Genomic DNA, 14,135 nt, shown 5'->3' on the forward strand with positions numbered 1-14,135 from the left:
ACACCTCTTCTCTCGCGTCATGGCCGCCCTCTTTCGGCGTCGCCGCTCGCCAGGCTCGTGGTCGGCTTCTCGTCCGGCTCGGCCGGCTGGTCCACCGGCTCGAACTTCTGGCCGTCCACGAACACGAGGGCCACTTTGGTCTTCTCGTCGAACAGCTCACCTTCCGTCACCAGCACGTTGGCAATCTTCCCGGTCTCCAAGCTGCCGAGACGGTTGCCCACGCCGTAGATGTCGGCTGCATCCTGCGTGAACGCGCGAAGCGCCGCCTCACGGGTGAGGCCAGCGTCCAGGGCCCGCCGCACGTTCTTCAGCACCTCCTTGGGCGTCGCGAGCCCATCGGAGTAGAACGCGAACTTCACGCCGGCCTTCGTCAACGCCGCCGGCGTCGACGGCGCACGCTCGCGAAATCGCAGCACGCGCAGAGACACGTCTTCTTCGGGATCGGCATCCTTCGCCTGCTCCGGCCACTTGAGGCTGACGAGCATGGGCAGCTTGCCCGCGGCCACGGCCTCGGCCACGTCGTAGGCGCCCTGCGCGCCATAGATGGCGGCGTTCAACTCGAGCTCGCGGGCAAAGTCGAGCATGCGCAAGATCTGCGGGCGGTTGGTGGCTGGCAGGAGAATGGGCCGTCGCTCCGCAAGCACCTGGGACACGGCCTCGACCGTGCGATCGTACTCGGGACGCTTCTGGCCGCGTGGCGTTTTCTCGTACGCTTCCTCGACAGCCATCCCGTGCCGCGCGTCCAGAAATGTCTGGCGCACGTACGCCAACACGCCCATCAAGGAGCTGGGGAAGCCGGCAGCACGCTCCAATGGCTCCAGCGAGATCGGTAGCGCCACCGATGGGGCAACAACCATGTCGCCGGGCCGCTCGCCGGCGAGGTTCACGACTGACGCCTGCCCCGGTAAGATGCCGCGACTGGGCGCGACGACCGCCGCCGTGAACCCGGCGGAGCGCCACTCTTCGACGCGCTCGTCCTCCGCCTGGAGGCTGTCGGCCGCCAGCGCCCATGGCGTCGATCCTGGCCGGTCCTCTGGCCCGCGGGACGCCGGGCGCCGCGGCTGACTGGACGCAGATGGTGAGCTCGGCGACCGTTCCGCGTCCGCCGACGGCTGTGCGCGCTGCGATCGGGGCAGCCCGATGGTCGTGAGCGTGTCGATGAGACCCGGATAGACCGTTAGGCCGGTGCCGTCGATCACCTCGGCCTCGGGCGGCACCGTCACGCTCGCCCCCACGGCGGTGATCAGGCCGTCACTGAGCACGATCGTTCCCCGCTCGATGATCGAGCCGGTGACCGGTACGATGCGGGCGTCACGGATCGCATAGTAAGGCGGCGGGGCTGCCGTCGGCGCGGCCACCAACACGCCCACACACACGATCGGCAGCAACCAACGCACAAGGCCCACGGCAATTCTCCTCCAGAAGCGATGGTAGGGCGCGTCAGCCTCCCGCGCCGGGTAGCGAGCACCCGTGGCGCTGCGGACACGGCCGCCTCGGCGGCCCTACCTCGTTCTCGTCAGTGGAGCTCCGGGGGGCATCGAACGACCACTGCAAAGCGCCAAACGGCCCCAAGATTGTACGTCGGTTTCGCTACGCGCGCACAAGGTTCTCTGTTTACGCCAGCGTTGGTAAGATGACGGGAAAATGTTGCGCTTGGTCGAGCGACTCTTCGGCGATGGTGAGATTCGCGAGCGGGGCGTCCTCCTGGCGCGCGCCGGCTATACGCTTGCCGTCTATCGCGACTGGCGCCGGCAGGAGGACGATCTCGTCGCCGGCGATTACGTGATCGAGGGACACCTGATGGCGGATCCAGAAACGCTCGCTCGTCTGGTCGCGCCGCTGACACCGCGAGAGCTGCTCCTCGATGATGGCCGCCGACTGCAGATCCTGATCGTCAGCGCCGACGGCGCAATCATGAACGTCGAAGGAGAGACGTTTCGGTAACCGTCGCCGCTGGATCGGCAACCTCGCCTGCTTGGAACAGCCGGTCGAAGTTCCCGGCAAAGATGAGCTCGCGATCTTGCTCGCCGACACCGAGCTCGTCGAGCGCGGCAACCTGTGCGTCGTACACGGCTCGGTGCCAGCCCCGCGGGAACCAAGAAGAGTCGGTGCCGAACAGGATGCGCCGCGGCCCCATGACGAGAAGCGCCTGCCGAAAGACGTTGCTGAGCGTCAAGCCGGGCCAGTACTTCGTCCAAGAGTTGGAGCTCGAGGTGTCGACGTGCACGTTCGGGCAGACATCTGCCACCATGAGCAGCTCACGCAGGAACCCAGCGCCAAAATGCGGCACGATGATGGGGAGCGTCGGATGTCGCGCCGCCAGTCCTTGCAGCTCGAGTGGATTGCCGTAGCGTGCCTCGAACACGGTCGGCAGGCCAAGCCGCTTGCGAATGCCCAGTGTCAGCACGCCGCAATGCACGAACAGGCAGCTTCCCGGACGACCGGCGAGGATGTCCGCCAGGCACTCGACCGATTGGTCGGTCAGCGTGTATTTGTGCATGGCTGGAAACAGGCAGACCATGCGGAGTCCCTTGGCGAACGCGCTGGCGACCGTCATCTCCGCGCCGCGCACGAGCGGGTTCACCATGCACGCGCCGACAAAGCGCGTCGGGTGGCGAGCAAGCGCCGCAGCAACCGAGCTCTCGTCGTGCGGCACGCTGGCAATCAGCATTGCCCGCCCCACGCCGTTCGCGTCGAGCGCCGCAACCCAGCGGTCCGCCAGAAGATCGACGCCATCCGGATGCTCCCAGCTCGCGGCCTCGGTGACGCGGTGGCCACGCTCCGGCTCTTCCCATCCTTTCAGGGTGGCGAGCGCGTCGAAGAAGCGTGGTGAAAAGAAGTGGCAGTGAGAGTCGTTGACCGGCATGAGTGTTCCTCCACCCGCCGTAGCGTGCTCGGTACGTTACCTTGGCCCCGTCACATCTTCTGCACGTAGCGCGCGCGGCCTTTCCGCCTCCGCGCGCCGCGCTTCGGCGGACCCGCCGTATACTTCCGGTGCTTGAACGTACCATAACATCACGGGCCGCCACTTGTGGAGTGTCGTCGTAATTGGTGACGCCAGACGATGAGCAGCACGATGGCCACGGCCGTGAGGCCAAGACCGAGCCCGATCCAGAGGCCCACGACACCCGCGCCGGCATGGAAACAGAGCAGATATCCGACCGGCAGGCCAAGACACCAGTGCGCGACAAAGTTGTAGACGAGCGGCGTGCGCGTGTCTCCGAGGCCTCGTAGCGCGCCAGTCGCTGTCACCTGAATGCCATCAAAGACCTGATACAGCGCATACACGCGCAGCAAAACGACTCCCGCAGCAATGACAGCCGTCTCACGCGTGAACAGCGACACCAGAAATCTGGGCACGCTGGCGAACACCGCCGAGCTGACGAGCAGGAACAGCACCACCAATGCGATCGCTGCCCACCCCCCATGCGCCGCGCTCAGCAGGTCGCCCCGTCCGAGCGCCTGGCCGACGCGAACGGCTGCAGCCGACGCCATCCCAAGCGGCACCATGAAGACGAGCGCTGCCAAGTTGAGGGCGATGTGGTGCGCCGCGAGAGACGAGGGCGTGAGCAGGCCGGCAAGCACCGTGATGGCGGCAAAGACGCCGATCTCCAGGACGAGCTGAACGGCGGCGGGTAGGCCAAGCGCGACGAGCCGCTGCAGGCGAGCGGGGTCGATCTGGCGCGGCGTTTGCCACAATCCGCTCGGATCCGCCCGCTCCGCTCGCACGATCGCCACGGCAAGCACCGCGGCCATATAAACGCGGGACAGGAATGTTGCCCACGCGGAACCTGCAACGCCCATCGCGGGCAGGCCGAGGTTGCCGTAGATCAGCGACCAATTCGCCAGCACATTGATGAGGTTCGCGGACACGAGAGCAAAACCGACCGGTCGCGTCAGGGAAAGCCCTTGCAGATAACGTCGGAACGCGGCGTACATGAGGAGCGGCAGCAGCCCGACGTCGAGAATCCGGAGGTAGGTGGTCGCCATCGGCAGCACGCTCGGGTGGACCCCCATCCGCTCCAGCAGCTCCGGCACCGTCCAGACGACGAGCGTCAGCGGCACGCTCACCAGAACTCCCAGGACGACGCCGTGTAAGAGCCAACGATGGCACTCGTCCTTGCGTTGCGCGCCAAATGCGCGCGAGACGAGGGTGTCGAGTCCGAGCAGCAGCCCCATCCCAAAGATCGCCACCGCCATGAAGGAGTTGCTGCCAATTCCGACGGCACCAATGGCCGCAGGACCGAGCGGGCTGACCATCAGCGTGTCGACGACGCTCATGGCCATCCAGCCGATCTCACCTGCAACCACCGGCCAGGCGAGACGGAGCGTCGGCCGAAGCTCGGCGACAAAACGGCGGCGGCTCGAGCGCCGCTCAGATATCAGATAGGGGAGCGTCGACGGCCCGATCCGCCATCGGTTCAGGAAGCGACGACGATGACATTCGCTGGATCATAACGCCCGCCCTTGCTTTCACCTGTTTCCCAGTCGACGGTGAGCGGAGTCGAACCGTCGACTCGCAGCGAGCGCAGTCTAAGGGTCGAAGGGCGATTCCTCATTCCCGATTCCTGATTCCTGATTTAGGCTGAGGCAATGGAGATCCCTGAGTCGATGACCGTTGTGGGCGTCCGCCAGCCGGGAGGGCCTGACGTCTTAGAGCTCGAAACGCGACCCGTCCCGGAGCCGGGAACGTCCGAGATCCTGATTCGTGTGCAAGCGGCCGGCGTCAATCGGCCTGATGTGCTGCAACGACAGGGCAAGTACCCGCCGCCGCCCGGGGCTTCCGACATCCTCGGCCTCGAGGTTGCCGGCACGGTAGTCAAATGCGGTTCCGGTGTGACGCGCTGGGTAGCGGGCGAGTCGGTGTGCGCGTTGCTTGCCGGCGGTGGCTACGCCGAATACGTGGTGGCGCCGGAGCCGCAATGCCTGCCACTTCCTGAAGGCCTTACGGCGCGTGAGGCCGCCGTCCTCCCGGAAACGTTCTTCACGGTGTGGACGAACCTCTTCGATCGAGGTCGTCTGGAAAAAGGCGAGACGTTACTCGTCCACGGCGGCGCCAGCGGCATCGGAACGACAGCCATTCAGACGGCAACGGCCTTCGGCGCCACGGTGTACGCGACGGCAGGGACGAGCGCGAAGTGCGACGCCTGCCTCCGCCTGGGCGCAACGCGCGCGGTGAACTACCGCGACGAAGACTTCTTGGAGGTCCTTCGCGCGGAAACGGCGGGCCGCGGCATCGATGTCATCCTCGACATCGTTGGCGGCGACTACTTTCCCAAGAACATCGCGCTCTTGGCGGTTGAGGGGCGTCTGGTGCAGATCGCGTTTCTGCGCGGTACGACGGTCTCGCTCGATTTGGCCGACATCATGCGGCGCCGGCTCACAATCACGGCATCGGTGCTGAGAAGCCGGACCGTGGCCGAGAAGGGAGCGATTGCAAAGGCGCTGCTGAGACATGTCTGGCCGCTCCTCGCAGCCGGACGCGTTCGACCGGTGATCCATGGAGCGTTCCCGCTTCGCGAGGTGGCCGCGGCCCACCGCCTGATGGAGGCAGGGGAGCACATCGGCAAGATCGTCCTGGACGTGTGACGGCGTCGGGAGGGATTAGAATGGCGTAAACGGCCATGCATCGCATCCAGCCGGCGCGGCTGCTGTCCGGTACCGTCGCGGGTCAGATCGGGGTTGACCGAGCCGTGGCGGAGCCGGTCCCGACCGTGCCAGGTGCCGACACCGATCGCCGAGGGCGTGTGATCCGCGGCCGGGCGCTGATCTTCTGGGATCTCGCGCGCCCCGGCCTGAAGCGGGACGCTATCGATACCGATCAAATCACTCCAGCAGCCGACTGCGTCTCCGAGAGCCTCGACACCCTCGACGAGCGATGGAAGGCGGGCGCCTTTCGCTACATGATGCCCGACTTCAGGCGGCGGGTGCATCGCGGCGAGACGTTTCTCATCGCGGGCGATCGCTTTGCCATTGGCTCGTCACGCGAGATGAGCCCGGCGGGATTGCAGGCCGTTGCCGAGGAAGTCGGTCTCGAGCTCGTGGTTGTCTGCGGCCGCCAGATCGGCGATATCTTCCGGCGAAACGCGCTCAACTTGGGGCTGCATGTCCTAGAGTGTCCCGACGCGGTGACCGACGCGCAGGATGGCGACATGTTCGCATTCGATCCTGACACGCGCCGGGTCGTCAACCAGACACAAGGCCGGGCATACGAGCTCATCCCACTGGCGCCAAAAGAGGAGATGATCCGCCGCGGCGGCGGCATCTTCGCGGTCGGACGGCGCGAGCTGGCCCGCTCCATCGTGGCGACGCCACGCGTCGTGTGGCCCGACGAGACGCGCGCGCGTCACATGTCGACGACCGACCAGATCATCTGGGCGCACCGCGTAGATACGGACGCCCAGGTGGAGCCAGGCGCGACGCTGCGCGTGTACGCCGATCTGCTGCCTGCCTCCGATGGGACGGCGCCGTTTGCCATTCACACGTTCAACCAAATCACGGGCGGAGCGACGATCGCGCCACGACAGGCGGCGATCGCCAACGATCATTTCGTCTTCACGGAACGCGAAGCCGACGCCAAGCAGACGGCTATTGGCTTCGAGTTCGCCGAGCGCCACGGCCTTCGCCCGCCGTACTACGCAACGCCTGGCGACGGCATCTTTCATTTCTACTTTCCAGAACAAGGGCTGATCTATCCGGGGCAGGTCGTTGCCGGTGCCGACTCGCACAGCCGGGCCTACGGAGCGTACGGCGCCGTTGGTATCGGTGTGGGATCGACGACGGTCGGCTTCGGCTGGGCGACTGGCTATGTGTACGTCACGCTGCCGCGCCAGCGCCGCGTGCGTCTGACGGGCAGTCTGCAGCCGTGGGTCGGGGGCAAGGACATCGTGCTCGAGCTGTTGCGGCGCTGGGGCACGCCCCAGGCGCAAGGGATGTCGGTGGAGCTGGTCGATACGCAGTCGCAGCTGCCAATCGCCTACCGCAACACCATCGCGAACATGATGGCGGAGGCAGAAGCCTGGAATGGGATCTTCGCGCCGGACTCGATCACGTGGAGCTGGTATCGCGACCAGGGACTCACCGAGCTGCCATACCCTCCACTCGTTCCCGGCGCCGATGCACGCTACGAGCTCGAGGACGAGATCGATCTCACCGACGTGCGTCCGATGATTGCGAAGCCGTTCAGCCCCGACAACGCGTTTCTCGCCGCCGACGTCGCGCGCGAGCATATTACGTTCAGCAAGGCGCTCATTGGATCATGCACCAATGGCAGCTATGTGGACCTCCTGCAGGCCGCGCTGGTCGTGCGCGCCGCACGACTGGCGGGCGCGACGCGTGTGGCAGCGCCACTGCTCATCTTTCCTGGCTCTGGGGGTGTCGCGCGTCAGATCGAACAAGCGGACTCGCGTCTGAGCGGCGAGTCGGTAGCCCAGGTCTTTCGGTCGGTCGGCGGTCAGATCCGTCGCTCCTGGTGCGGCCCTTGCTTTGGCCAAGGTCCAGACGCGCTGGCGCGCGGTGAGCGCGCGATTACGTCGTTCAATCGCAACTGGCACAATCGCATGGGTGTCGGCGGCGAAGGCTATCTCGCGAGCCCTGCTGTCGTCGCGAGCTCCGCGCTGGTCGGCTATATGGCACCTCCGGAGGAGCTCGGCCTGACCTGGGATGCCGACCGGTTTGGCGTGTAGGGCAACGGTTGGTACGAGCTTTGTCGGCCTTGCCGCGCATCGCTTACGCCCTCTGCACGCCGTCAAGGTTCTGAGACGCGGGTAGCCCGAACGATGCTCGCAACAACGGTGATCCAAAACGGTGCCAAGAAAGAGCACACCATGCTTGTGCTCCACGGCGTGTTCGGCCGAGGACGCAACTGGTCCTCGGTCGCCAAGCAGGTGGTGGCTCGTCGTCCCGATTGGGCGCTGCATCTGGTCGACCTGCGCCTCCACGGGGATTCACTCGCCATGACGCCGCCGCATACGATACGCGCCGCAGCATCCGACCTCGTCGCGCTGACCGAGGCGCAAGAGCTGACGATTGACGGCGTGCTCGGTCACTCGCTGGGTGGGAAGGTGGCCCTGGCGCTCGCGGATGCGTGGCAGGATCGTCCGTTACAGGTGTGGCTGATCGACTCGACACCGGAAGTCCGCGCGCCGGCGGGCGACGCGTGGGACATGCTCGGGCGCGTTCGCTCATTGGCTCCGGCGTTCGCGTCGCGTGAGGAGGCGATTGGGGCGCTGGAAGCATCCGGGTGCAGCCGCGGCGTGGCGGGTTGGATGGCGACCAATTTGGAGGCTCGCGACGGAAAGCTCGTGTGGCGCCTGGACTTCGACGCCATCGAGTCGCTGCTGCGGGACTTCTATGCGGCTGATTTGTGGCACGTTCTGGAATCGCCTTCCAGTCGTCACGACATACAGATCGTCAAGGCGGAAGAGTCGGAGACGCTGTCAGCGCCCGCCGTGGAGCGGCTGACGGCTGCGACGCAGGCCAGCGATCACGTGCACCTTCATCACGTCCCGGGCGGGCACTGGCTCAACACGGACAACCCGTCGGCGCTCGTGGACCTGTTGTCGGCGCTGCTTTGAGGCCGCTCGCCCGACCTCAACGTCGGGCCTACTCCAAATCAGCCTTGAGCTCGGCGAGGAGCGCCAACGCCTCGAGCGGGGTCATCTGATCGATCTCAATCGAGCGGAGTCGCTCTGCCAGCTTGTCGTCTGGGCCGAGCGTCTGAAAGAGGCCGAGCTGCTGCCGCGCGTCATGGCCGCGTGGCATGCCGGTGAGCGACGGCCGTCCGCCGCGTTGGAGCTCGTCCTGCTCCAGCCCGCTGAGAATCTCGCGCGCACGCGCAATAACCGGCCGAGGCAGGCCGGCGAGGCGGGCGACCTGAATCCCGTAGCTGCGATCGGATCGGCCCGGAACGACCTTGCGGAGAAAGACGATCTGATCTTTCCACTCCCGCACCGTGAAGTGCGCGTTCACCACCGAAGGGAGCGCGTCCGCCAGATCCGTGAGCTCGTGATAATGCGTCGCAAAGAGCGTCTTGGGACGCGCACGCGCGTTCGTGGCCAGATACTCTGCAACCGCCCAGGCAATGCTCAAGCCGTCGAACGTCGCGGTCCCGCGTCCAATCTCGTCCAGCACCACGAGGCTTCGCGCGGTCGCGGTATTGAGAATGCTCGCCGTCTCCTGCATCTCCGCCATGAACGTCGACTGGCCGCGCGCGATGTTGTCCGACGCGCCGACGCGGGCGTAGATGCGGTCGACAATGGAAAGCTTCGCTTGGCGAGCGGGAACGAAGGAGCCCGCCTGTGCCATCAAGCAGGTGAGGGCGACTTGGCGCAAATACGTGGACTTGCCGCCCATGTTCGGGCCGGTGAGGATGGAGAGCTGTGCCGCGGTGTTGTCGAGCCGTGTGTCGTTTGGCACGAACGCCTCCCGCGACAGGCGCTCAACCACCGGATGCCGGCCGTCCACGATCTCCAGCTCGTCACCATCGTGCACCTGCGGTTTCGTATAGTTGTGGCGTGCGGCCACTTCGGCGAACGCGGCGAGCACGTCCAGCGCCGCCAGGGAGGTGGCGGTCCGCTGGATCCGTGGCGCCTCCAACGCGACCGCCTGGCGCAACGCGTCGAACATCTCGACTTCACGCACGAGCAGCCGCTCGTCGGCCCCCAGCACCCGCTCCTCCTGCTCCTTGAGTGCCGGTGTGATGAAGCGCTCGCCGCCCGCGATGGTCTGTTTGCGCTGATAGTCGGGCGGCACGGCGTGAAGGTTGGCCTTCGAGACTTCGATGTAATACCCAAAGACCCGGTTGAAGCGCACCTTGAGAGACTGGATCCCGGTCCGCTGCCGCTCGGCCGCTTCGAGGCCGGCAATGCCCTGCTTGCCCGACCGACTGATGCCCCGCAGCTCGTCCACCTCACCATCCGCCCCATCCCGCACGAGACCTCCGTCTCGTGCCAACGCCGGTGGATCGTCGACGAGCGTGTGCGCGATCCGATCCCGGACGTCCGCGAGCTCGTCGAGCCCTTGGGCGAGCTCGCAGATGAGCGGTGACTGCAGCGCTTCGATGATGCGCCGAACACGTGGAACGGCCGCCAACGATTGCCGAAGGCCCACCAGGTCCCGCGGACCGGCAGTGCGAAGCGCGATGCGCGCGACAAGGCGCTCCATGTCGTGCACGGAACCGAGCGTCTCGCGCAGCTTGCCACGCTCGACGGCACGAAACGCAAGATCTTCGACGGCGTCGAGACGCGCGTGCACCTGCGCCACATCAACGAGCGGCCGGAGCAGCCAGGCCCGGAGCCGCCGTGCCCCCATGGCCGTCGTCGTGTCATCGAGCACGTGCAGCAGTGAGCCTTCACGACTTCCATCGATTGCGCGCACCACCTCGAGATGGCTGAGCGTCGTGTTGTCCACGATCAGCGCGTCACGCTTCTCACGCCAACTCAGGCCGCGCACGTGTACCAAGTCGACTTTTTGCGTGTCTCGGAGGTAGTGGACGAGCGCACCGGCGGCCGCAATCGCTGCCGTGTGGCCGTCCAATCCGAAGCCTTGCAGCCCGGCCACCTGAAGCTGATCGAGCAGCACGCGGGTCGCCGTGTCGAGATTGAACGCCGACGGCTCGACCGCCGTGATCCGAAGCCCGTCCCGGTCGACATCGACCAGCAAGCGCTCGACGTCGCTGCCAGCAGGCACGAGCAACTCCCGCGCCCTGAGCAGCCGCAGCTCTTCGCCGAGCGCCTCCACGGCCCGATCGCCCTCGAGCTCGGTGACCGTGAACTCGCCGGTCGACGGCTCGAGCGTGGCCAAGCCCAAGAGCCGCCGTCCTTCGGTGGCGCGCGTCTCGATCGCGAGCGGCGCGAGCGCGGCCAGAAAGATCGGCTCTCGTGCGTCGAGGTAGCCAGCATCGGTAAAGGTCCCAGGCGAGACCACACGAACAACCTCTCGCTTGACAATGCCCTTGGCCTGCTTGGGATCTTCGACCTGGTCGCAGATGGCCACACGGTGCCCCAGCTTGACGAGCCGCATCATGTAGCCGTCGATCGCATGATAGGGAACACCACACATCGGAATCCCGCCGCCGGCGCTGTCCTTCTGGCGCGCCGTGAGCGTGAGATCGAGCGCTCGGGACGCGACGAGCGCGTCCTCGTAGAACAGCTCGTAGAAATCGCCCATGCGAAAGAGCAGGAGCGCGTCGGGATACTGGCGCTTGGCCTCCTGATACTGTTGCATGGCCGGCGTGAGCGGCCGTGAGGGAGACGTCATCAGGAATCGGGAATTGGGAATTGGGATTCAGGAAACAGGAATCGGGATTCAGCGTTCAGAACGCAAGACTCAGAACTCAGAAACTCAAAACTTCATACAATTGTATCGAGGAATCGCGGCCGGCCGTGATAGCCGCGGTGGAGAGCACGGCGCGTTCGGCGAACGCGCCCTACCATAGACGAGGGTAGGGCCGCCTCGCCGAGGCGGCCGCTAGGTACACGAAACCGTGTTGATCGTTGCACTCGATACTACGACGCCCGCAGGCAGCCTTGCCCTCTGGCGCGACAATGAGCTCGTCGAGGTCTGCTCTGGCGATGCGCAGCGCACACATGCCGAGCGACTCCCCAGCGATCTCATCACCCTGCTGACCGGTCACCGGTACACGCTCGCCGACGTCGACCTCTTCGCCATCGTCTCCGGCCCCGGCGGCTTCACAGGTTTACGGGTTGGTATCGCCACCATTCAGGGTCTGGCGCTCGTCGGCCACCGAGCTGTATTTTCGGCCTCCACGCTTCTCCTGCTGGCCGTCGCCGCCAAGAACGCCGCTTCCTCATCATCTACTGTCCAACGGCCACTGACCACTGACCACTACTCAGGAAGTACACTCGTGGGCGCTTGGATGCACGCTGCCCGTGGCGAGGTCTTCACCGCCCTGTACCGGCCTCTCGATGACATGCACGCACCACGGTCGCGTGTCGCCCCTCTCGAAACGAATATCACCGGTCGCGTGGGACTGGTCGCCATCGAGGAGGCGTCGGTCGACACGCCAGAGGGACTGGCCGCGCGCTGGCAGGCGCACGTACCATCTGCACGCCTCTGCCTGATGGGTGACAACGCGGGCGAGCTCGCTGAGCCGCTTCGCCGACGGTTCGGCGACGGTATGGACCTTCGCTCGCCGCCGCCCCTCGCTGGCGTCCTTGCCACGCTCGCTGGGGCGCTTCCGGACCTGGCCGTGCCGCCTCACGCCATCGTGCCAACCTACGTGCGCCGGCCCGATGCGGAGCTTGCCCGTGATCGAATGGCCTCTCCGCCTGGGAGTCACTCGTGAGCGGATGGCTCGTCGAGCCTCTCGTGGCGGCGCGCGATCTGGACGAGGTTCTCGCGCTCGAACAGGCTGCGTTCACCAACCCGTGGACACGTGACATGTTCGAGTGGGAGCTGACGGGCTCCGATGTCTCGGCCGTCTACGTCGTGCGTGCGGACCGCTCGGCTCCGGTCTCCGGTTACTGCTGCGTTTGGCTCCTGTTCGATGAGCTGCACATCAACCACGTAGCGGTCGACCCTGCACTGCGAGGGAAGGGCATCGGGCGGGCGCTCATGGGGCAGGTGCTCGCCGATGCGACGCGACGCGGTGCGCGGCGGGCGACGCTCGAGGTACGCGCATCGAATCATGCGGCGAAACGACTGTACGAAAGCCTGGGGTTCGTGCAGTCCGGCATCCGGCGCGGGTATTATACGCATCCGTGCGAGGATGCGCTTATCCTTTGGTATGACATTCCGGCCGACACGCCGTTGGCGTCCGAATGCCCGCTTGGCGCGTCTGAAGAGAGTGCCGACATCTCCTCAGGCCCCGATCGGCGCGAGTGAAGCAAGTTCCTTGGTTCCTGAGGAGATGTCAGGCCCCGCGGAGCGGGGCCCAGCCCATAGACGGCCCCAGCGAAGCGCAGCTTCGCTGGGGATTGCAAGCCCTGAACACTGGTGGTAGAGTCCCTTCGACCATCACACGGATTCCCATCCTGGACCCTCGGTCAAGAGAGGAGGCGAAGCATGCCAACAGCCTCACACGAGCTGCGTGAGCACCTGCTCAGGACGAACACGGAGTTTCGGGAACTGTGGGAGCGGCACCACGAGCTGGATGTCCAAATCGTCGAGATGGCGGACAAACCTCATCTCTCCGAGAGCGACCAGCTCGAGGAAATCCGACTCAAGAAACAGAAATTGCAGCTCAAAGACCGCATGGAGGAGCTCTTGCGCCGCCATGCGGACATGGCGATACCTCCCTCGACAGCGGCCTCTTCTTTACCTGCGAGCTCACCATCCCAGCGGTGAGCCCACGAACAGGGGCACGGTACGCCGTGCCCCGCTATACCAACCGCGCGCGACACCGGGACCTGCCCGGCGGGCTCGGCGAACGTGCCTTACCATGGTGGAAGGTAGGGACGGGCCACCCCAGCGCGGCTGCCGCGCTGGGGACCCCGGCGCCTCGCCGAGGCGTCCGTTACTCGGTCCTTGTGTCCCATTCCTCAGTCATGCACATAGATCGAGCTGGTGCACCGTTCCTGATGGGCAGCCTCATCCCGGCTGTGGCCTGCGCGCTCGCGCGCCGCACCGGCTGGGCCATACCGTTCATCGGGCTGGCAGGCTTCATGGCCTTCTTTTTCCGCGATCCGGAGCGCGTTCCGCCGGACGATCCCGATGTGGTCGTCGCGCCTGCCGACGGCCGGGTGATGGTGGCGGGCGTGGCCGATCCGGCGGCCGCGCCACCTGGCGACTGGCAACAGGTGAGCGTGTTCCTGTCGCCACTCGACGTCCATATCAACCGCGTGCCGTATGGCGGGGAGCTCGTGCGCCTGGCCTTCACGCCCGGACGATTTCTGGCAGCGTACAATGCAGACGCAGCCCGTGAGAACGAGCGCAATATGCTGTGGGTACGGCGGAGCGATCGCACGGTCGCCTTCCAACAGGTCGTGGGCATCCTCGCACGCCGGATCGTCTGCCGGGTGCAGGTGGGCGATCGGCTGGAGACGGGTCAGCGGTTTGGGCTCATGAAGTTTGGGTCCAGGATGGACGTGTTCCTCCCGCCAGCCTGCAGGCTGGAGGTACAGCCGGGCGATCGCGTGCGCGCCGGCGAGAGCATCGTGGCACGGTGGGCATGA

The 14,135-nt window shown here is 65.9% G+C and carries 12 protein-coding genes; 8 read left to right on the top strand and 4 right to left on the bottom strand.

All coding sequences use genetic code 11. From position 1 onward, the window contains the following. Window positions 1–17: 17 nt before the first annotated feature. The gene (locus tag GEV06_08205) at window positions 18–1,406 is read right to left on the bottom strand and encodes an amidohydrolase family protein (protein MPZ17877.1); all 1,389 of its coding nucleotides are present in this window, start codon (window positions 1,404–1,406) and stop codon (window positions 18–20) included. A 238-nt stretch (window positions 1,407–1,644) separates the two neighbouring features. Between GEV06_08205 and GEV06_08210 the strand changes: the two genes are divergently transcribed. Then, window positions 1,645–1,944: a hypothetical protein gene (locus GEV06_08210; GenBank protein ID MPZ17878.1), complete on the top strand. Its 300-nt coding sequence runs from the start codon at window positions 1,645–1,647 to the stop codon at window positions 1,942–1,944. Here GEV06_08210 and GEV06_08215 read toward each other — a convergent pair. Both GEV06_08215 and GEV06_08220 read right to left on the bottom strand, forming a co-directional pair. Next, window positions 1,913–2,866, bottom strand: a complete 954-nt coding sequence (locus GEV06_08215) for an amidohydrolase family protein (GenBank protein MPZ17879.1) — start codon at window positions 2,864–2,866, stop codon at window positions 1,913–1,915. The genes GEV06_08210 and GEV06_08215 overlap by 32 nt on opposite strands. A gap of 149 nt (window positions 2,867–3,015) precedes the next feature. Further along, window positions 3,016–4,311 (bottom strand): MATE family efflux transporter, encoded by a 1,296-nt coding sequence (locus GEV06_08220; GenBank protein ID MPZ17880.1) that lies wholly within the window; start codon window positions 4,309–4,311, stop codon window positions 3,016–3,018. A gap of 282 nt (window positions 4,312–4,593) precedes the next feature. Here GEV06_08220 and GEV06_08225 point away from each other — a divergent pair, with 282 nt between their 5' ends. The 3 genes from GEV06_08225 (at window position 4,594) to GEV06_08235 (ending at window position 8,576) form a co-directional block, all read left to right on the top strand. After that, window positions 4,594–5,589 (top strand): zinc-binding dehydrogenase, encoded by a 996-nt coding sequence (locus GEV06_08225; protein ID MPZ17881.1) that lies wholly within the window; start codon window positions 4,594–4,596, stop codon window positions 5,587–5,589. A gap of 35 nt (window positions 5,590–5,624) precedes the next feature. Next, on the top strand, window positions 5,625–7,685 hold the full coding sequence (locus tag GEV06_08230) for a hypothetical protein (GenBank protein ID MPZ17882.1): 2,061 nt from the start codon (window positions 5,625–5,627) through the stop codon (window positions 7,683–7,685). Between the two features lie 93 nt (window positions 7,686–7,778). Then, window positions 7,779–8,576, top strand: a complete 798-nt coding sequence (locus tag GEV06_08235) for an alpha/beta fold hydrolase (protein ID MPZ17883.1) — start codon at window positions 7,779–7,781, stop codon at window positions 8,574–8,576. Between the two features lie 28 nt (window positions 8,577–8,604). Here GEV06_08235 and mutS read toward each other — a convergent pair whose 3' ends face one another. Beyond that, the gene (gene mutS / locus GEV06_08240; GenBank protein MPZ17884.1) at window positions 8,605–11,259 is read right to left on the bottom strand and encodes a DNA mismatch repair protein MutS; all 2,655 of its coding nucleotides are present in this window, start codon (window positions 11,257–11,259) and stop codon (window positions 8,605–8,607) included. Window positions 11,260–11,485: 226 nt separating this feature from the next. On the opposite strand from mutS, the gene tsaB reads away from it, so the two are divergent. The 4 genes from tsaB to GEV06_08260 all read left to right on the top strand — a co-directional run bounded on the left by tsaB (window position 11,486) and on the right by GEV06_08260 (window position 14,135). Next, complete coding sequence (gene tsaB / locus GEV06_08245) at window positions 11,486–12,307, top strand: tRNA (adenosine(37)-N6)-threonylcarbamoyltransferase complex dimerization subunit type 1 TsaB (protein MPZ17885.1); 822 nt, start codon at window positions 11,486–11,488, stop codon at window positions 12,305–12,307. Beyond that, window positions 12,304–12,846, top strand: coding sequence for a ribosomal-protein-alanine N-acetyltransferase (gene rimI, locus GEV06_08250; protein ID MPZ17886.1), 543 nt, complete (start codon window positions 12,304–12,306; stop codon window positions 12,844–12,846). Before tsaB ends, rimI begins: the two co-directional genes overlap by 4 nt. 180 nt (window positions 12,847–13,026) lie before the next feature. Then, on the top strand, window positions 13,027–13,308 hold the full coding sequence (locus GEV06_08255; GenBank protein MPZ17887.1) for a DUF465 domain-containing protein: 282 nt from the start codon (window positions 13,027–13,029) through the stop codon (window positions 13,306–13,308). Between the two features lie 200 nt (window positions 13,309–13,508). Continuing rightward, window positions 13,509–14,135, top strand: a complete 627-nt coding sequence (locus GEV06_08260; protein MPZ17888.1) for a phosphatidylserine decarboxylase family protein — start codon at window positions 13,509–13,511, stop codon at window positions 14,133–14,135.

The sequence above is a fragment of the Luteitalea sp. genome (assembly GCA_009377605.1).
Classification (GTDB): Bacteria; Acidobacteriota; Vicinamibacteria; order Vicinamibacterales; family Vicinamibacteraceae; genus WHTT01.